At 55.5% G+C, this 16,356-nt stretch carries 18 protein-coding genes; 10 read left to right on the forward strand and 8 right to left on the reverse strand.

The window, feature by feature from the left end:
* The first annotated feature begins 46 nt into the window (after window positions 1–46).
* Together ABT56_RS20400 and trhA are read left to right on the forward strand one after the other, a co-directional pair.
* The gene (locus ABT56_RS20400; protein WP_047880772.1) at window positions 47–814 is read left to right on the forward strand and encodes a sporulation protein; all 768 of its coding nucleotides are present in this window, start codon (window positions 47–49) and stop codon (window positions 812–814) included.
* A gap of 96 nt (window positions 815–910) precedes the next feature.
* Window positions 911–1,570, forward strand: a complete 660-nt coding sequence (trhA, locus tag ABT56_RS20405; RefSeq protein WP_047880773.1) for a PAQR family membrane homeostasis protein TrhA — start codon at window positions 911–913, stop codon at window positions 1,568–1,570.
* 51 nt (window positions 1,571–1,621) lie between these two features.
* Here trhA and ABT56_RS20410 read toward each other — a convergent pair whose 3' ends face one another.
* The 5 genes from ABT56_RS20410 to def all read right to left on the reverse strand — a co-directional run bounded on the left by ABT56_RS20410 (window position 1,622) and on the right by def (window position 7,502).
* On the reverse strand, window positions 1,622–3,067 hold the full coding sequence (locus ABT56_RS20410) for a TrkH family potassium uptake protein (protein WP_047880774.1): 1,446 nt from the start codon (window positions 3,065–3,067) through the stop codon (window positions 1,622–1,624).
* 5 nt (window positions 3,068–3,072) lie between these two features.
* Window positions 3,073–4,449, reverse strand: coding sequence for a Trk system potassium transporter TrkA (gene trkA, locus ABT56_RS20415; protein WP_047880775.1), 1,377 nt, complete (start codon window positions 4,447–4,449; stop codon window positions 3,073–3,075).
* A gap of 184 nt (window positions 4,450–4,633) precedes the next feature.
* Complete coding sequence (rsmB, locus tag ABT56_RS20420; RefSeq protein ID WP_276203192.1) at window positions 4,634–5,965, reverse strand: 16S rRNA (cytosine(967)-C(5))-methyltransferase RsmB; 1,332 nt, start codon at window positions 5,963–5,965, stop codon at window positions 4,634–4,636.
* Window positions 5,966–6,010: 45 nt separating this feature from the next.
* The gene (gene fmt / locus ABT56_RS20425) at window positions 6,011–6,955 is read right to left on the reverse strand and encodes a methionyl-tRNA formyltransferase (protein ID WP_047880777.1); all 945 of its coding nucleotides are present in this window, start codon (window positions 6,953–6,955) and stop codon (window positions 6,011–6,013) included.
* Between the two features lie 28 nt (window positions 6,956–6,983).
* Window positions 6,984–7,502 carry a peptide deformylase gene (gene def / locus ABT56_RS20430; protein ID WP_047880778.1) on the reverse strand — a complete coding sequence of 173 codons (519 nt, stop codon included), beginning with the start codon at window positions 7,500–7,502 and terminating at the stop codon, window positions 6,984–6,986.
* A 305-nt stretch (window positions 7,503–7,807) separates the two neighbouring features.
* On the opposite strand from def, the gene ABT56_RS20435 reads away from it, so the two are divergent.
* From ABT56_RS20435 to ABT56_RS20450, 4 genes are read left to right on the forward strand one after another with little or no spacing between them, the layout of a single operon-like run.
* Window positions 7,808–8,875, forward strand: a complete 1,068-nt coding sequence (locus ABT56_RS20435; RefSeq protein ID WP_053062589.1) for a LysM peptidoglycan-binding domain-containing protein — start codon at window positions 7,808–7,810, stop codon at window positions 8,873–8,875.
* Entirely contained in the window at window positions 8,868–9,962 is a 1,095-nt protein-coding gene (dprA, locus tag ABT56_RS20440; protein ID WP_047880779.1) for a DNA-processing protein DprA, read from the forward strand. Before ABT56_RS20435 ends, dprA begins: the two co-directional genes overlap by 8 nt.
* 2 nt (window positions 9,963–9,964) lie before the next feature.
* Window positions 9,965–10,438 carry a DUF494 family protein gene (locus tag ABT56_RS20445; protein WP_047880780.1) on the forward strand — a complete coding sequence of 158 codons (474 nt, stop codon included), beginning with the start codon at window positions 9,965–9,967 and terminating at the stop codon, window positions 10,436–10,438.
* 31 nt (window positions 10,439–10,469) lie between these two features.
* Window positions 10,470–11,033 carry a DNA topoisomerase family protein gene (locus tag ABT56_RS20450; protein WP_047880781.1) on the forward strand — a complete coding sequence of 188 codons (564 nt, stop codon included), beginning with the start codon at window positions 10,470–10,472 and terminating at the stop codon, window positions 11,031–11,033.
* A 63-nt stretch (window positions 11,034–11,096) separates the two neighbouring features.
* Here the strand turns inward: ABT56_RS20450 and ABT56_RS20455 are convergent, their stop codons facing one another.
* Window positions 11,097–12,209: a 5-(carboxyamino)imidazole ribonucleotide synthase gene (locus ABT56_RS20455; RefSeq protein ID WP_047880782.1), complete on the reverse strand. Its 1,113-nt coding sequence runs from the start codon at window positions 12,207–12,209 to the stop codon at window positions 11,097–11,099.
* Entirely contained in the window at window positions 12,210–12,698 is a 489-nt protein-coding gene (purE, locus tag ABT56_RS20460; RefSeq protein ID WP_047880783.1) for a 5-(carboxyamino)imidazole ribonucleotide mutase, read from the reverse strand.
* A 199-nt stretch (window positions 12,699–12,897) separates the two neighbouring features.
* On the opposite strand from purE, the gene tsaC reads away from it, so the two are divergent.
* The 4 genes from tsaC (at window position 12,898) to ABT56_RS20480 (ending at window position 15,528) form a co-directional block, all read left to right on the forward strand.
* Window positions 12,898–13,455 carry an L-threonylcarbamoyladenylate synthase type 1 TsaC gene (gene tsaC, locus ABT56_RS20465; RefSeq protein ID WP_047880784.1) on the forward strand — a complete coding sequence of 186 codons (558 nt, stop codon included), beginning with the start codon at window positions 12,898–12,900 and terminating at the stop codon, window positions 13,453–13,455.
* A gap of 6 nt (window positions 13,456–13,461) precedes the next feature.
* A complete protein-coding gene (gene hemF / locus ABT56_RS20470) occupies window positions 13,462–14,367 on the forward strand; it encodes an oxygen-dependent coproporphyrinogen oxidase (protein ID WP_047880785.1) in 906 nt (301 codons plus the stop codon).
* Between the two features lie 66 nt (window positions 14,368–14,433).
* Window positions 14,434–15,255, forward strand: coding sequence for a shikimate dehydrogenase (gene aroE, locus ABT56_RS20475; protein WP_047880790.1), 822 nt, complete (start codon window positions 14,434–14,436; stop codon window positions 15,253–15,255).
* Window positions 15,256–15,264: 9 nt separating this feature from the next.
* Window positions 15,265–15,528: a DUF1488 family protein gene (locus ABT56_RS20480; RefSeq protein WP_047880786.1), complete on the forward strand. Its 264-nt coding sequence runs from the start codon at window positions 15,265–15,267 to the stop codon at window positions 15,526–15,528.
* Here ABT56_RS20480 and ABT56_RS20485 read toward each other — a convergent pair.
* Window positions 15,525–16,070: a gamma carbonic anhydrase family protein gene (locus ABT56_RS20485; RefSeq protein ID WP_047880787.1), complete on the reverse strand. Its 546-nt coding sequence runs from the start codon at window positions 16,068–16,070 to the stop codon at window positions 15,525–15,527. The two genes, ABT56_RS20480 and ABT56_RS20485, sit on opposite strands and share 4 nt — an antisense overlap.
* Window positions 16,071–16,356 lie beyond the last annotated feature (286 nt).

Raw genomic sequence — 16,356 nt, forward strand, 5'->3', positions numbered from 1 at the left:
AGGCAGGTACGGCTAATACCTGCTGGAAATGCCAGGGAGGTGCTACATGTCTTTGTTCAGAAAAAGCCTTGCCAGTCTGGGAATTGGATCGGCCCGAGTCGATACCGTCATCAAGCATGATGTCCTGATCCCCGGGGATGTGCTGGCTGTTGACCTGCAAGTGCATGGCGGTAAAACCTCCCAGCAAGTAGACGAGATCCACCTGACGCTCTGCTGTAGCTATTACGAGCAGGTGGCAGGCACGGATGAGTCCTCTAAGGAATGGGTCCCCCGGATCTGCGAGCTGGCCAATTGGGCTCTGCCCTACTCTTTTACGATCGATCCTCATGATATTCGCCACTTTGAGGTCGAGTTGCCCTTGCCTGCAAATACCCCGATCACGATCGGTGAGGCTAAGGTTTGGCTTGATACTCACTTGGAGACGCCAGCGGTTATGGACCCCAATGATCGCGATAGCTTGACGGTACGTCCCGAACCCTTGATGGACGGGGTTTTTACTGCGTTGGAACTGGCCGGGCTCAGGATCAGGAAGGTCATCTGTGAGGCATTGCCAGACTTTCCTCTGCCCTTTGTCCAGACTTTTGAGTTCGTGCCTGTCTCGGGTCCTTACCACGGCCGTTGGCGCAAGCTTGATGTTGTGGCATACCGTGGCGACGGTGAGTTGAAGCTAGAGTTTGGCGTAGACTGCCGCCTACTGGACATGGCCGGTATGATGGGCTCTGTCCCGCAGCGCTGGGAGTTGGTATTGGCCGATCAACTCCATCCTCAGCAGGCCGGTGAACAGGTATTGGCGTTCCTTGACAGCCACCGCTGAGGTTGCCGGTCTTTTGGTTATTTTCAGCTTACACTTGTAAGCTAAGTGTGCCATACTGCCTATCTATTGAGCATAAACTCTATTTAGGATGAAGGTATGGCAAAGAGGTTAACAGCAGGCTCTGATTACTCCGTTGCTGAGGAAATCGCCAACAGTATTAGCCACGGGATGGGCTTGATATTTGGTATCGTGGGGTTGGTATTGCTACTGATCCAGGCTGTGGAGGCCAATGCCGATGCCCTGAGTATCACCAGCCTGAGTATCTATGGCGGAAGCATGATATTGCTCTACCTTGCCTCTACCCTCTACCATGCTATCCCGTTCGAGAAGGCCAAGCGGGCCCTCAAGACGTTTGACCACTGCGCAATCTACCTGCTGATTGCTGGGACCTACACCCCTTTCTTGCTGATTGCGCTCCGAACACCACTGGCCATAATCTTGATGGCGGTGATCTGGGTCATCGCTCTGATCGGAATCGTGCTCAAGATAGTCTTTGTTTACCGTTTCAAGAAACTATCGTTGGCGGTGTATCTGGCGATGGGATGGCTGTCGTTGATTGCGATTTACCCGTTGGCGATGTCGTTGGCAACGGGGGGAATTGTCTTGTTGGCGGTGGGTGGGCTGATCTATTCACTGGGGGTGCTGTTTTACGTTAACAAGCAGATCCCTTACAACCATGCCATTTGGCATCTGTTTGTGCTGGGGGGCACGGCCTGCCACTTTTTGGCGATATACCTATACGTTACGCCGGTATGATTGATATGAACCTAAAAAAAGAGAGCCATCGGCTCTCTTTTTTTATCGTTGTCAGTCGCGCCAGAAGGCGGGGAAAAAGACCACCAGAACGGTGAGGATTTCCAGACGCCCCATCAGCATCCCGAAGCTCAGGGTCCACTTGGCCAGATCCGGCAAGGTCGAGAAGTTGCCGGTCGGGCCGATGATGGTGCCCATCCCGGGGCCGACATTGGCTACTGCCGTTACCGCACCGGTGATGCTGGTCACCGCATCTAGTCCAAGAATACCCAGAATCGCTGCCACGATGACAATGGTCAGGACGAAGGTCAGGGCGAAGGCCACCACGGAGCGGACGATACCATCGGTGACCGGCCGGCCGTTGTAGCGCTGGATGAAGACCCCCGACGGGTGGATCAGCTGCATCATCTGCTTGCGCAGCAGGGCAAAGGCGATTTGGAAGCGGAAGATTTTTATCCCACCTGCCGTCGAGCCCGAGCAGCCGCCGACCAGCATGATGAAGGCAAAGACGATCGCAGGGAACGGTCCCCAAGCGGTAAAGTCGTCAAGGCCGAAGCCAGTTGTCGTGACGACCGAGATGATGTTGAACAGTGAGACCCGGAATGCATCGGCAAAGCTGTAGTCCAGAGTCCAAGTCAAGCACAGTGCCACGGCCAGCCCCGAGAGCAAGACCAGCAGAGTGAATCCCCTCACCTGGGCATCATGGATCAATGCCCCCATTTCACGCTTGCGTAGCACCTGAACGAACAGCAGGAACGGCAGGCCACCGGCGAACATGAAGATAATGCCAACCCAGTGGGCGGCATTGGAGAAGTGGTTCATCGAGCCGTCTGAGGTCGAATAGCCACCGGTCGACAGGGTGGTAAACGCGTGGTTGATGGCCTCGAAGGTGTTCATCCCCGACAGCAGGTAACCGAGAAAGCACAGGCCGGTCAGGCTCAGGTAGACGTTGACGATGTTCTTGGCAACGCTCTTGGTCCGCGGTGAGCTTTTCTCCGACCAGTCTGACGACTCGGTCTGGAACAGGCGCATCCCGCCGACGTTGAGCATCGGCAGGATGGCAACCCCCATCACGATGAATCCGATCCCCCCGAGCCATTGTAGGGTCGAGCGCCACAGCAGGATACTCGGTGCCATGTCATCGAGCCCGCTGAGGACGGTTGAGCCCGTGGTGGTGATCCCAGACATGGTTTCGAAATAGGCATCGGTAAAGCTGATGTGGTTGATGAACACGAACGGCAGGGCTGCGAAGGCGCTGGCGATGGTCCAGACCAATGTGGTGATCAGGAACATGTCTCGAACCCCGAGTTTGAACTCGTCGGTCCGGCCGACGGTCAGGCAGACGAAGGCCACCGCATGGGTGATCATCACTGCCTGGGCGAACTCGATGAAGCCATCGGTACCGGTTAGAAAGGCCACCAAGGTCGGGACGTACATGAACAGGGCGATCTTAGACAAGACCAACCCGATCACAAAGAGTATTGGGCGATAGTTAACCATAGGATCTACAAGAAGAATGGGCTTGGTTGGAACAGGCGTTCAACGTCCGGGATGTACTTCTTGTCGACCAGGAACATGACCACGTGGTCGTTCTGCTCGATGATGGTACGGTCATGGGCGATCAGGACCTCGTCGCCGCGGACGACGGCACCAATGGTTGTGCCTGGTGGGAGCTTGATGTCACCGACGGCACGGCCGACCACCTTGGAGGTGCTGGCATCACCGTGGGCAATGGCCTCGATCGCCTCGGCGGCCCCGCGGCGCAGCGAGGAGACGTTGACGATATCGGCTTTGCGGACGTGGGTCAGCAGGGCCGAGATGGTGGCTTGTTGCGGCGAAATCGCGATATCGATAGTACCGCCTTGGACGAGGTCGACGTAGGCTCCGCGTTGGATCAGTACCATGACCTTCTTGGCCCCCATCCGCTTGGCCAGCATCGCCGACATGATGTTGGCCTCGTCGTCGTTGGTGACCGCGATGAAGACGTCAATCTGCTCGATGTGCTCCTCGCTCAGCAGCTCCTGATCCGAGGCGTCGCCACAGAATACGATGGTGTTCTCGAGCATCTCTGAGAGGTTTTCGGCCCGCTCCGGGTTACGCTCGATCAGTTTCACGCTATAGCTCTGCTCCAGCCTGCGTGCAAGACCGGCACCGATGTTGCCGCCGCCGACGATCATCAGGCGTTTGTAAGGCTTCTCGAGGCGCTGCAGCTCGCTCATGACCGAGCGGATATGGTTGCTGGCTGCGACGAAGAAGACCTCGTCGTCGGCCTCGATGATGGTCGTCCCGCGTGGTCGGATCGGCCTGCCCTGACGGAAAATAGCCGCGACCCGGGTATCGATATGGGGCATATGCTCGCGCAGGGCCGAGAGCGCATTGCCGACCAGCGGCCCGCCGTAGTAGGCCTTGACGGCCACCAATCCGACTTTGTCCTCGGCGAAGCCGACAACCTGCAGCGCACCTGGGTACTCGATCAGGCGCTCGATGTAGCCGGTCACCAGTTCTTCCGGGGCGATCAAGTGGTCGACCGGTACCGCATCGGATTGGAACAGCTGCTCTTTTTCCTTGAGGTATTCCGGCGAGCGGATACGGGCCACGCGGTTTGGGGTATTGAACAGGGTAAACGCAATCTGGCAGGCGATCATGTTGGTTTCGTCGGAGTTGGTGACGGCTACCAGCATGTCGGCGTCCTGGGCCCCGGCTTCGCGCAGGGTGCGTGGATGGCTGGCGAATCCCTGGACAACGCGGAGATCGTACTTGTCCTGGAGCTCGCGCAGACGCTCGGGATCCTTATCGACGATAGTGATATCGTTGTTCTCGCCGACCAGGTTTTCGGCCAATGTCCCGCCGACCTGTCCGGCACCGAGAATGATAATTTTCATAGCATATGCCTGATTAATAGAATCGCTGTAGATTACTATGCTTCGCGAAAGTGGTCATGTATAAAACGCCACTCATATTTAGAATAACGCTGTTTCCGGCTTGAATCCGGTTGCGGCGATAAATGTTGTATTGGATATGAAAAAGCGGAACTTGGCGTCCAAGTTCCGCTTTGCTTATTGTCAATTAGGCCGCTTTTTCGATAACGGCATAGTAGAAGCCGTCCATGTCCAGCTCTCCCGGCAGGATCTGTCGTCCTGGCTGTTCGCGGTCGCTGCCGATCAGGGTGGCTTCCGGTGTACGGTCAAGGAATGCCTTGACCTGATCGCGGTTTTCCTGAGGGGTAATGGAGCATGTTGCGTAAACCAGGGTGCCGCCCGGCTTCAGCTGCTGCCACATGGCGTCGACAATCTCAGACTGGAGCACGGCCAGCGCGGTGATGTCATCGGCGCGGCGCAGCCATTTGATATCTGGGTGGCGGCGGATCACGCCGGTTGCCGAACAAGGGGCATCAAGCAAGATGCGGTCGAACTGCTCGCCCTGCCACCATTGGTCAGGGTAGCGGGCATCGGCGCACAGTACCTCGGCCTTGAGATTGAGGCGCTGAAGGTTGTCGTGGACACGCTTGAGGCGCTGCTCGTCGCAGTCGATAGCCACGACGCGGGTATCCGGTTGGCGCTCCATGATATGGGCGGTCTTGCCGCCTGGCGCGGCGCAGCAGTCGAGGATCAGCTCGCCGGCCTGCGGCTGCAGATACTCGACGGAAAGCTGGGCGGCGGCATCCTGGACGGAGACCCAACCGTCGGCAAAGCCCGGCAGCTTGCTGACATCACACGGCGAGTGGAGCTTGAGGGCATCCGGTGCCTGCGGGTGGATATCGGTTTCGATCCCGGCTTCAGTCAGCAGGGCTCGGTATTCATCGCGGCTATGGTGGCGGCGGTTGACCCGAAGCCACATCGGCGCCTTGGTGTTGTTGGCGGCGGTAATGGCATCAAGCTGTTCTGGGTAGCTTTCGCGCAGCAGCTTGAGCAGCCAGCCCGGGTGGCCGTACAGGCCAGCATCGTGGCTGGTTGCCTGTTGGTCCAGCGCATCCTGCTGGCGTTGGTAATTGCGCAAGATGGCATTGATCAGGCCGCGTAGTTGGGGCTTCTTCAGGTTCTTGGTTGCGTTGACCGTCTCGGCTACGGCGGCATGGGCCGGAATACGCATATAGCCTAGCTGGTACAGGCCGACGAGGATCAGGTGGTGGAAGACGCGTTGCTTGCCCTTGAGCGGTTTGTCCATCAACTGCTGGGTGATGGATTCGAGGCGGGGCAGCCAACGCAGCACGCCATAGCAGATTTCCTGCAGCAGGGCCTGATCGCGCTCTTTGATATCTTGGTGGGCGGCTGGAAGGGCCGTCGATAGGGATTGACCCTGATCGACAACCTGATAGATGACTTTGGCCGCTGCGGCTCTTACGTTCATGCTGTTGTCCTGATAGTGCTGCCCGGCCCTGTGGCGGGGGGCATTCCGGATGGGTAAAAGAGTAGGGCCAGTGCAAGCACTGGCCCTGAAGGTCGCTTACAGTGTGCTGCCCGGCTCGAACCACTCTCGGCGGGAATTGAGCAAATCCTGTGCCGCCATGGCTTTTTTGCCCGGAGGCTGGAGCTCGACAAGGCGCAGGGCACCGTTGCCCGTAGCGACGAGGATCCCTTGCTTGTCGGCGGCAAGGATAGTCCCCGGCATCTTGCCGTGTTCGGTTGTTTCCACCTCGGCACGCCAAACCTTGATATTCTGCTCGGCGACGGTGAAGTAGCTCATTGGCCACGGGTTGAAAGCTCGGATGCAGCGCTCGATGGCAACGGCGTCCATCTGCCAGTCAATCAGGGCCTCTTCCTTGCTGAGCTTCTTGGCGTAATTGGCCTGCTCGTCGTCCTGCTTCACGGCGACGGCTGTACCGTTAGCAATATCCGCGAGGCAGTCGACCAGAGCAACCGGACCCAACTCGGCCAGTTTCTCGTACATGGTGGCACTGGTATCGGTCGGCTCGATAGGCAAGGTGGCAATTTTTAGCATGTCGCCGGTATCAAGGCCGATATCCATTTGCATGATGGTCACGCCGGTCTCGGCGTCGCCAGCCCAGATTGAACGCTGGATTGGGGCCGCACCGCGCCAGCGCGGGAGGATTGAACCGTGGACGTTGATACAGCCCAGCTTAGGCGTATCCAATACCGCCTGAGGCAATAGCAGGCCGTAGGCCACGACAACCATCAGGTCGGCGTTCAGATCGGCCAGATCTTGCTTGGCTTCGTCTGACTTGAAGTTCTCCGGCTGATACACAGGAATATCGTGTTCAAGAGCCAGCTGCTTGACTGGGCTCGCGGTCAGTTTCTTGCCACGGCCAGCCGGACGGTCAGGCTGGGTGTAAACGGCAATGATCTCATGCTCCGAAGACAACAACGCCGCCAGGTGACGGGCGGCGAAATCCGGAGTACCTGCAAAAACAATTTTCAAAGGTTTGCTCAAGGTAGCGTCCTTAAATAGGTTGGCTGTATTAGTTGTTGGCGTGCTTTTCGTTGAAGCGCTTGATCTTGGTGAGTTTGTCTTGGATGCGCTTGCGCTTGAGAGGCGACAGGTAATCGACAAACAGCTTGCCGGCCAGGTGGTCAAGCTCATGCTGGACGCAGATAGCCAGCAGATCATCGGCCTCGAAGGTGAAGGCTTCGCCGTCACGGTTGAGGGCGGTGACTTTCACCTCTGCCGCGCGTGGAACCAGTGCGCGGGCGCCAGGGACAGAAAGGCAGCCTTCTTCAATACCGTCTTCACCGTGTTTTTCGATGATTTCCGGGTTGATGAGAACCATTGGCTGATTGCGCTCTTCGGAGATATCGATCACCACGATGCGTTGGTGGATATCGACCTGTGTGGCAGCAAGGCCAATCCCTTCTTCGTCGTACATGGTTTCTAGCATGTCATCGACAATCTTTTGGATTTCGGGAGTCACGGCCTCGACCGGTTTCGCAACCGTGCGCAGGCGATCATCCGGGAATGTTAATACTTGCAATACAGACATAGGTTCTCGTTAAAAAAACAGTATTGATGAACAGGATATGGGGTTTGTTCTAATTCTAGTCATTTTAACCGGCGAATAACAGACCTAGCGACTGGGGATTGCTCTCCGGGTGGCAAGGTGCCGGAGGCTCGGAAGATACGAGCAAGCGTGTTGCAACAAGGACGGGGAAGAGTGAGGCGTGCCGAAAAGTCGGTGTCCGGTGATGAGAAACGCTAGACACTCGGTGGCCCCGATGACAGCCTGATAAATGGGTGCATGTTGGGCACCCATTTTAGTTACTAGGTCGTCATAATAGGGACATAATCATGTGGTTGCGAATCGTCTTGCTGGTGTTGCTCAGCATGGGGGGATGGGCTTGGGCTAAGGCGCCCCAGCTTAATGTTATTGATGGGGCTCCGTCTGTTTATACCGTCAAGAAAGGCGATACCTTGTGGGATATTTCTGGGCATTTCCTTGAGAACCCGTGGTTGTGGCCCGAGCTGTGGAAAGTGAACGACTATATTAAAAACCCGCATTTGATTTACCCGGGTGACAAAATCTATCTGGTATGGGTTGATGGGAAGCCCCAGCTTCAGCTTAAGCGCACGATGAAGCTCTCTCCGACCGTCAAGGTTGTGCGTGCACCGGTGACCACGCTGCGATCGTCATTGCTGCTACCCTACCTGAACCAAGACAAGCTAGTGACACCTGCCGCGTTAGACCGCCTGCCTCGGGTGCTAGGAAGCAGTGAGGCCAAGGGGTATATGTCGGCCGGGGATACATTGTGGGTCGATCAGGCGCTGACCGCCGGGGAGACATGGTGGGTTTACCGCCCCGATGTGACATTCGAACGCGAGGTCGCGGAAGGCGAAATGCCGAAAGTATTGGCGATGAAAGAAGTCGCCCGTGCCAAGGTTGTGAGCAATAACGGCGAGAAGAGCCGCTTGGAGCTGGAGATGTTCTTGCGAGAGGTGAAGCAGAACGATGTGTTGCTGCCAGCTCCGTTGCCAGCCGAGCGTTTGGCGATGAGCTTTTCCCCATCGCGCCCTGAGCCGACGCTGAGCGCGAAGGTACTTGGCTTGCTGGGTGGCGGCATGAAGTACATGGCGACTAACGATGTGGTGGTGATGGATATCGGTCATTTGGACAGTGCTGCAGCCGGTAACGTGTTCACTGTTTATCCCGAGGATGTTGAGGTGATTGAGCGAGGTGGCGAGTACACCTACGAAATCCCTAGCTATATCCGTGATGATGAGAAGGTATCGCTTGAAGCGATGCCGATTGGCGAAGTGATGGTGATCCGTGCCTATGAACATTTCAGCCTTGCTGTAGTAACCAAGGCCACTGCGCCGCTACCTGCAGGTGCAAAGGCTCTGCCGCCAGTGTATGAGTGATCTGCGTTACTGGCTGACGTTATCTGCGGTGCCGTCGCTTGGCGGCTTCCGCATCGGCAAGCTGCTCGGCAGGTATACCCCTGCCGAGCTTTGTCATATGGGGAGCGAGGAGCTGGCGGGAATAGGGTTCAAGCCTGCCCAGATCCGAGCGCTGCTGCATCCGCAGCAGGCGCGGATAGATCGTTGCCTGCAATGGTCGGAAATGCCTGACCAGACGATTCTTTCGCTGGCCGATCCCCGTTACCCTACCCTTCTGAAAGAAATCGCCTCCCCGCCCCCCTTGCTTTTTGTCCGCGGTGATCCCGCTTGTCTGAGTTTTCCCCAGATTGCGATGGTCGGCAGCCGTTCCGCCAGCTTGGATGGCAGGGAAAGTGCTTATGAGTTTGCCGCAGCCCTGGTGGCGGCTGATTATGTTGTGACTAGCGGCCTGGCTCTGGGGATTGACGGACAGGCCCACCAAGGGGCCTTGCGTAACGGTGGTACCACGGTGGCCGTGCTCGGATCCGGGCTGGACAAGGTCTACCCCGCCAAACATCGCGAATTGGCTGCCTTGATCGCCGAGCAAGGTGCTCTGGTATCGGAGTTCTGGCCCGACGAGGCTCCGCGTCCACAGAACTTCCCACGCCGCAACCGGGTGATCAGTGGCCTGTCGGTTGGCGTATTGGTTGTAGAGGCGGCACCTAAGAGTGGGTCCTTGATTACGGCAAGGTATGCTTTGGAGCAAGGACGGGAGGTCTTTGCTATACCAGGCCCGATCCAAAGACCCGGTAGCCGTGGCTGCCATGCCCTTATAAAAAGCGGTGCCAAACTGGTGGAATCACCGGTCGATATCTTTGACGAGGTCGGCGCACTGACCGAGTGTGCAAAAAACAATCAGTTAGATAGGCGACTCCCACAACCTGAAAATGAAAAATTGCCATTTCAAGCGCTGTTGGCTACCGTAGGCAGTGAGGCAACACCTGTCGATGTCGTTGCCGAGCGCAGTGGGCAACCAGTTCACGAAGTCATGATGCAGTTGCTGGATTTGGAACTGCAGGGGCTGGTCACTGCTGTACCCGGTGGCTATATCAGATCGAGGAGGGGCTAGTTATGATGGATATCCTTATGTACCTGTTTGAAACCTATATTCACAGTGATGCTGAATTGATGGTGGATCAGGATGAATTGTCCGAAGAATTGCTCCGTGCCGGCTTCCATCAGGAAGATATTTACAAAGCTTTGGAGTGGCTGGAGAAACTGGCTGCTTTGCAGGAAACGGAAGAGACCCCGTACATGAATAGTTGTGCGGTGACCTCTATGCGGGTGTATACCGCACAGGAAATGGTGCGTCTTGATACGGCCAGTCGTGGTTTTTTGACTTACCTTGAGCAGATCCATGTTTTGGGCGCAGATACGCGTGAAATGGTTATTGATCGGGTGATGGAGCTGGATACGACCGATTTCACTCTTGATGATCTGAAATGGATTATTCTGATGGTGCTGTTTAATGCACCGGGCAACGAGAGCGCCTACAGCCAGATGGAAGAGCTGCTGTACGGAATGGAAGACGGCTATATTCACTAAGCTGAGTGGATGTAAGAGGTAATCGCCTGTAATGTCAGGAAAAATTGACTCAGAATTATTCACCGCACATGCCCATGCACTTGACGGTTCCTGTCCGCAGTGTGGTGAGACATTGGTGATCCGTAACAGTAAGCGCGGTCCATTCCTTGGCTGTTCGGGCTACCCTGCGTGTGACTATATCAAGCCGATGGGCCAGAACGATGGTCATATCGTGAAATATCTGCAAACCCCCTGCCCTGATTGTGGTGAGGAGTTGGTATTGCGTCAGGGGCGTTATGGGATGTTTATCGGCTGTAGCGGCTATCCTGAATGCCACCATATAGAATCCCCTGAAAAAAAAGCACCGTCGACTGACGTTGCCTGTCCCGAATGTGGGCGTGGGCATCTGTTGGAGCGTAAATCGCGCTATGGGAAGGTATTTTATGCCTGTGATCAGTATCCCGCATGCCGTTTTGCGGTCAATGCCAAACCTGTGGTCGGTCGTTGTCAGCTGTGTGGGTTCTCCTTGCTGATCGAAAAGAAACTGGCCAGTGGTATTAAGTTGCAGTGTGCGGATCGTCGTTGCCATGCTTACCAGGAGCCGCAACAGAACTAGCGGACAGCAATGTGTCGGATGAAGAAAAGCCTGCCTGAGCAGGCTTTTTTTATGGCTGGAATATCAGCGCAAGGCGGGGAAGCTGGCAGGATCGAGGTAGTTTGCGATTGAGGCCAATGCATCTTTGAGCTCCGCCTGCGAGTTGGCACATACGTTGATGTGCCCCATTTTTCTCCCGGTTCGTTTTTCTTTGCCGTACCAGTGGATATGGCAATGCGGCTCTGCCAACAGGGCTTTGGGAAGGGTATCCTCCCCGAGGATATTGATCATCGCGGTGTGGCGTAGCAGGGCGGTCGAGCCCAGTGGCAGCCCCGATACGGCGCGCAGGTGGTTTTCGAATTGGCAGGTTTCCGCGCCTTGCTGGGTCCAGTGGCCGGAATTATGGACCCGAGGGGCGATTTCGTTGACTAGCAAGGTTCCGCCGACATCGAAAAACTCAATGGCCAGTACTCCGACGTAATTGAGCGATTCGGCCAGGGCCCGGAACATGCCTTCTGCCTGTTGTTGCAGCTCCGGGTTATCGGTGAGGGCCGTGGAGAGGCTGAGCACGCCATTAGTGTGAATGTTCTCGGCCAGAGGATAGACGGCAATTGTGCCGTCTTTGGCCCGCACCCCAACCAGTGAGACTTCGCGGTCGAACGGGACGAAGGCTTCGGCAACGATCGCTTGGTTGCTGGTTTGATCTAGGCATTGGGTTATTTCGTCCCAGATTGCTTCGAGATCGTCTCCTGGGCGAAGGCGCCATTGGCCTTTTCCGTCATAGCCGCCCAGCGAGCTTTTTAAGACCAGAGGCAGCCCGACGGTACTGATGGCCTGATCCAGATCGGCCCGTGTCGCGATGATTTGGTACCTCGCATTGGCGACCCCCGCATTGTCGAGCAGGCTTTTCTCCAGACGGCGATCACCGCCGGCCTTGATGGCTTGTGCTGATGGGAGGAGCTTGCCGCTATTGGCGCAGGTGTCGAGGATGTCATGGGGGATATGCTCGAATTCTGCTGTGATGACGTCGGCGTAGGTAATGGCGGTGTTGAGCCCCTTGAGCATCACCTGTTGGGTGAGAGGATGGACGACGTTGCCGGTGGTAACGTCGTAGGCAAAGACTTCAATGTTCAGCGGCGCACCGGCCAAGGACATCATTCGGGCGAGCTGTCCTGCTCCCAATACCAATACACGCATTTATGCTTCCTCTGCCGGGTCTGGCTGGCTCAGTACGGTGTCTGTTTGTGTCCGGCGGAATGTATCGATGGCCGCCATTATCTGGCTGTCTTGAGTACCGATGATCTGTGCGGCGAGCAGTCCGGCGTTGGCAGCTCCCGCCTCCCCGATAGCCAGAGTGCCGACGGCCACGCCCTTGGGCATCTGGACAATGGAAAGTAGGGAGTCCATGCCTTTTAGCGCTCGGGATTGGACAGGTACGCCCAGGACCGGCAGGCTGGTGAACGCTGCGGTCATGCCCGGTAGGTGGGCCGCTCCGCCTGCCCCGGCGATAATAACCGTGATGCCGCGACTATGGGCTGTTTCTGCATATTCCGCCAGCAGGTGGGGAGTTCGGTGGGCCGAAACGACCCGGGTTTCATAAGCAATACCGAAATGATCCAGCATGTCTGCGGCGTGCTTCATGGTAGGCCAGTCCGATTTTGAGCCCATAATGATTCCAACTTTCATCCGATCTCCTTTGCAGTTGCTAACAGCGGGTACCTCGACAGGTTTGCTGCATTATACGGAGAATTTATCGCAAGGAAAACGTTTGCGTCGGTGGATTTGCAACAATTGATAACGGGCATGGCGTTGTGGCTAAGGAGTGGTAATATACGTAAACAGAACGTTAAAACAGGCATGGGCCTAGTAAATAAAAGAGGCGTGAGTGGAGAACCTTGAGAATGTAGTGGCAGCGCTGCGTCAGGAGCAGGTGATTGCCTACCCGACCGAGGCTGTCTTTGGTGTGGGCTGTGATCCCGATAGCGAGCAGGCTGTTATGGCGTTGCTGGCACTCAAGCAGCGGCCTGTAGAGAAAGGCTTGATTCTGATTGCTGCGAATTTTGAGCAACTTAAGCCTTATGTTGATGATAGTCAGCTGAGCGACGAGCAAAAGCAGCGGATCGTTGATTCTTGGCCGGGACCGGTGACGTGGGTGATGCCGAAGAAGCCGGGTGTGCCGCATTTCTTGACCGGTCAGTTCGATACCATCGCCGTTCGGGTTACCGATCATCCTCAGGTTCAGACGCTGTGCGAGGCATTCGGCAAACCGCTGACTTCAACTAGCGCTAACCTGACTGGCGAGCCGCCGTGCCGAACGGTTGCTGAAGTCGAGCTGCAGCTGGGTGGAAGGCTGGCTGCGATTTTTGACGGGGAGACGGGCGGTCGCGACAATCCGTCGGAGATCCGTGATGCCGTTACCGGAAAGGTTTTCCGACAAGGATAAAGGCTTATGCATAGTGTTGATAAAGAGGCGGTAAAGGCGTTTTTACTCAATCTGCAGGACAACATCTGTTGCTCGCTTGAGCAGCAGGATGGCGGGGGCAGTTTTGTTGAGGACGCGTGGCAACGTGAACAGGGCGGCGGTGGCCGGAGCCGGGTCTTGCGAGACGGTAAAGTGTTCGAGCAGGCGGGGGTGAATTTTTCGCATGTCTTCGGCGACCAAATGCCGGCATCGGCGACGGCACACCGGCCTGAATTGGCTGGGCGGCGTTTCGAGGCTATGGGCGTATCGTTGGTGGTTCACCCTCGCAACCCCTATGTTCCAACCTCCCATGCCAATGTCCGCTTCTTTATTGCCGAAAAAGAGGGTGAGGCTCCGGTATGGTGGTTCGGTGGTGGCTTCGACCTGACGCCATTCTATCCTTTTGATGAGGATTGCCAGCATTGGCATGATACAGCCAAAGCACTGTGCCAGCCATTTGGCGATCATGTCTATGCCGAGCATAAGGCCTGGTGTGACCGCTACTTTTACTTGCCGCACCGTGATGAAACACGGGGCGTGGGCGGATTGTTCTTTGATGATCTCAATCGGTGGGGGTTTGCCCGGAGTTTCGAGTATATCCAAGCCATTGGCCAGGGATATCTGGATGGTTATCTTCCGATAGTCGCCAAGCGCCATACAACGGCGTATGGGGAGCGGGAGCGCCAGTTCCAGCTCTATCGTCGCGGCCGTTATGTGGAATTCAACTTGGTCTATGACCGTGGCACCTTGTTCGGCTTGCAAAGCGGGGGCCGTACAGAGTCTATTTTGATGTCGATGCCCCCGTTGGCTCGGTGGGAGTATGCATTTAGCCCTGAGCCGGGCTCGGCGGAAGCCAAGTTATATGAGTCGTACCTTGTACCGCGAGACTGGTAACGGGCATGGCTGGCAAGGTTATGCTGTTGTTACCCACAGATAGGATCATCAATGGGATATAACAATATGGACAGATACGTGGTGTTTGGTAACCCGATAGGCCAGAGCAAGTCGCCTTTCATACATACATTGTTTGCTCGACAGACGGGCCAGCAGATGGTTTATGAGGCGCAGCTGGTTTCGTTGGATGGTTTTGCCTCGGCAGCTACGGCATTTTTTGGGGCTGGAGGACGAGGTTGTAATATTACCGTGCCGTTCAAGGAACAGGCGTTTGCCTTCGCTGATAGGCTTACGGAGCGTGCGCTGCTTGCCGGGGCGGTAAATACCCTGAAGAAACTCGATGACGGAGTGATCTTGGGGGATAACACCGATGGTGCCGGTTTGGTTCAGGATCTGATCCAGCATAATGTACCGCTGGCGGGTAAGAGAGTGCTGCTGGTCGGTGCCGGTGGGGCTGCGCGTGGCGTGATTTTACCTCTGTTGGAGCAGAAGGTGAGCGAGTTGGTGATAGCCAACAGGACCCAGGATAAGGCCCAGCTGTTGGCGGGAAGTTTTGCGCAGCATGGCGCAGTATCGTCAATGTCTTTTTCCGAGCTAGGCGGTGAGGTTTTCGATGTCATTATTAATTCGACCTCCGCAAGTTTGAGTGGCGAGTTGCCAGGACTTCCTGCCGAGGTGATCCATTCTCAAGTCGCTTGCTATGATATGGTTTATGGATCAGAGCCGACGGTTTTCACTCGGTGGTGCAAGACTCATGGGGCGAGGGTTGCATTGGATGGTCTTGGTATGTTGGTGGGACAGGCTGCCGAGAGCTTTATGCTCTGGCGTGGGATCCGTCCGGGGGCGGGGCAGGTTCAGCGAGAACTTCGCCGGGTTTTACAACAATAGAGAGTGGCGATGAACCAAGATATTTTGTTTGCGGATATTCAATTTTGGAATAGCGAACGGCAGGCTGTGGGGTTTCCCGCACAGCAAGGCGGGGCGCTAATCCATTGCTGGGTTACACGTGCTTGGCTTGAAGGACAAGCCGGGCGATGTTTGGATGAGGAATCGGAAATCCTTTCTGTTTTTTCATCGCTCCGGTTTGATCTCGAAGACTTGGCTGAAGCCGCTATTGAAGATGAGTCTTTTGATGCTCAGGGTGAGATCGTGCTTGGTTAGTCCGTTGCCGGCATGATGTAGTCGTTTTTAAGTTGGACATAGTTGCTGGCTGATGCCAACAAAAAGGCGCGTTCATTATCTGTTAATGGGCGCGCTTTTTTAATGGGGCTGCCCATATAGAGAAATCCGCTTTCAAGCCGTTTGCCAGGTGGAACTAAACTCCCTGCACCTATCATCACCTCGTCCTCGATGATGGCTCCGTCAAGAATAATGCTACCCATGCCAATCAGTACACGTTGGCCGATAGTACAACCGTGTAGCATGGCTTTATGCCCAACCGTTACATCATCGCCAATAATAAGGGGGAATCCATTGGGGTGGAGCTTTGATGGACGGCTTACATGTAAGATGCTGCCATCTTGTATGTTGCTCCTGAGGCCTATATGGATATGGTTCACATCGCCGCGAGCGACGACGAGGGGCCAGATACTACTGTCTTCGGCCAATCTGACATCACCGATAATGATAGAAGAGGGGTCAACAAAGGTTGAGGGTGACAGTGTTGGATATATGCCTTTATAAGGACGATGGCTATTTTTCATAGAGAAGACCTAATTATATAAAATCATCTAATCAATAATTAGCTGATAAAATAGTCGATAACATCGAAAAACAGATGCTTTGTTTGAATTTTGCTCGCTTGAGGCTAAAAAACAAATTTATTTCTATTATCCCCTTGCTAATGTGATCGAACGCTCTATAATGCGACCCCACTGACACGGAAAACGGCAGCTAAGGCAGCCAGTGAATACGGTGTCGGTATTGTTCTTTAACAATTTGACCATGCAATCTGTGTGGGCACTCGTGAAAAGATTTAGTCAAAAGATT

The sequence above is a fragment of the Photobacterium aquae genome, assembly GCF_001029445.1.
Taxonomy (GTDB): Bacteria; Pseudomonadota; Gammaproteobacteria; order Enterobacterales; family Vibrionaceae; genus Photobacterium; species Photobacterium aquae.

Excerpts from the sequence above, each read along its gene's own strand:
- ABT56_RS20455 (WP_047880782.1), bottom strand. The coding sequence starts at position 12,209 with ATGCGTGTATTGGTATTGGGAGCAGGACAGCTCGCCCGAATGATGTCC.
- ABT56_RS20450 (WP_047880781.1), top strand. The coding sequence starts at position 10,470 with ATGTCAGGAAAAATTGACTCAGAATTATTCACCGCACATGCCCATGCA.
- ABT56_RS20400 (WP_047880772.1), top strand. The coding sequence starts at position 47 with ATGTCTTTGTTCAGAAAAAGCCTTGCCAGTCTGGGAATTGGATCGGCC.
- ABT56_RS20410 (WP_047880774.1), bottom strand. The coding sequence starts at position 3,067 with ATGGTTAACTATCGCCCAATACTCTTTGTGATCGGGTTGGTCTTGTCT.
- aroE (WP_047880790.1), top strand. The coding sequence starts at position 14,434 with ATGGACAGATACGTGGTGTTTGGTAACCCGATAGGCCAGAGCAAGTCG.
- def (WP_047880778.1), bottom strand. The coding sequence starts at position 7,502 with ATGTCTGTATTGCAAGTATTAACATTCCCGGATGATCGCCTGCGCACG.
- hemF (WP_047880785.1), top strand. The coding sequence starts at position 13,462 with ATGCATAGTGTTGATAAAGAGGCGGTAAAGGCGTTTTTACTCAATCTG.
- dprA (WP_047880779.1), top strand. The coding sequence starts at position 8,868 with ATGAGTGATCTGCGTTACTGGCTGACGTTATCTGCGGTGCCGTCGCTT.
- ABT56_RS20480 (WP_047880786.1), top strand. The coding sequence starts at position 15,265 with ATGAACCAAGATATTTTGTTTGCGGATATTCAATTTTGGAATAGCGAA.
- ABT56_RS20435 (WP_053062589.1), top strand. The coding sequence starts at position 7,808 with ATGTGGTTGCGAATCGTCTTGCTGGTGTTGCTCAGCATGGGGGGATGG.
- trhA (WP_047880773.1), top strand. The coding sequence starts at position 911 with ATGGCAAAGAGGTTAACAGCAGGCTCTGATTACTCCGTTGCTGAGGAA.
- purE (WP_047880783.1), bottom strand. The coding sequence starts at position 12,698 with ATGAAAGTTGGAATCATTATGGGCTCAAAATCGGACTGGCCTACCATG.
- ABT56_RS20445 (WP_047880780.1), top strand. The coding sequence starts at position 9,965 with ATGATGGATATCCTTATGTACCTGTTTGAAACCTATATTCACAGTGAT.
- trkA (WP_047880775.1), bottom strand. The coding sequence starts at position 4,449 with ATGAAAATTATCATTCTCGGTGCCGGACAGGTCGGCGGGACATTGGCC.
- ABT56_RS20485 (WP_047880787.1), bottom strand. The coding sequence starts at position 16,070 with ATGAAAAATAGCCATCGTCCTTATAAAGGCATATATCCAACACTGTCA.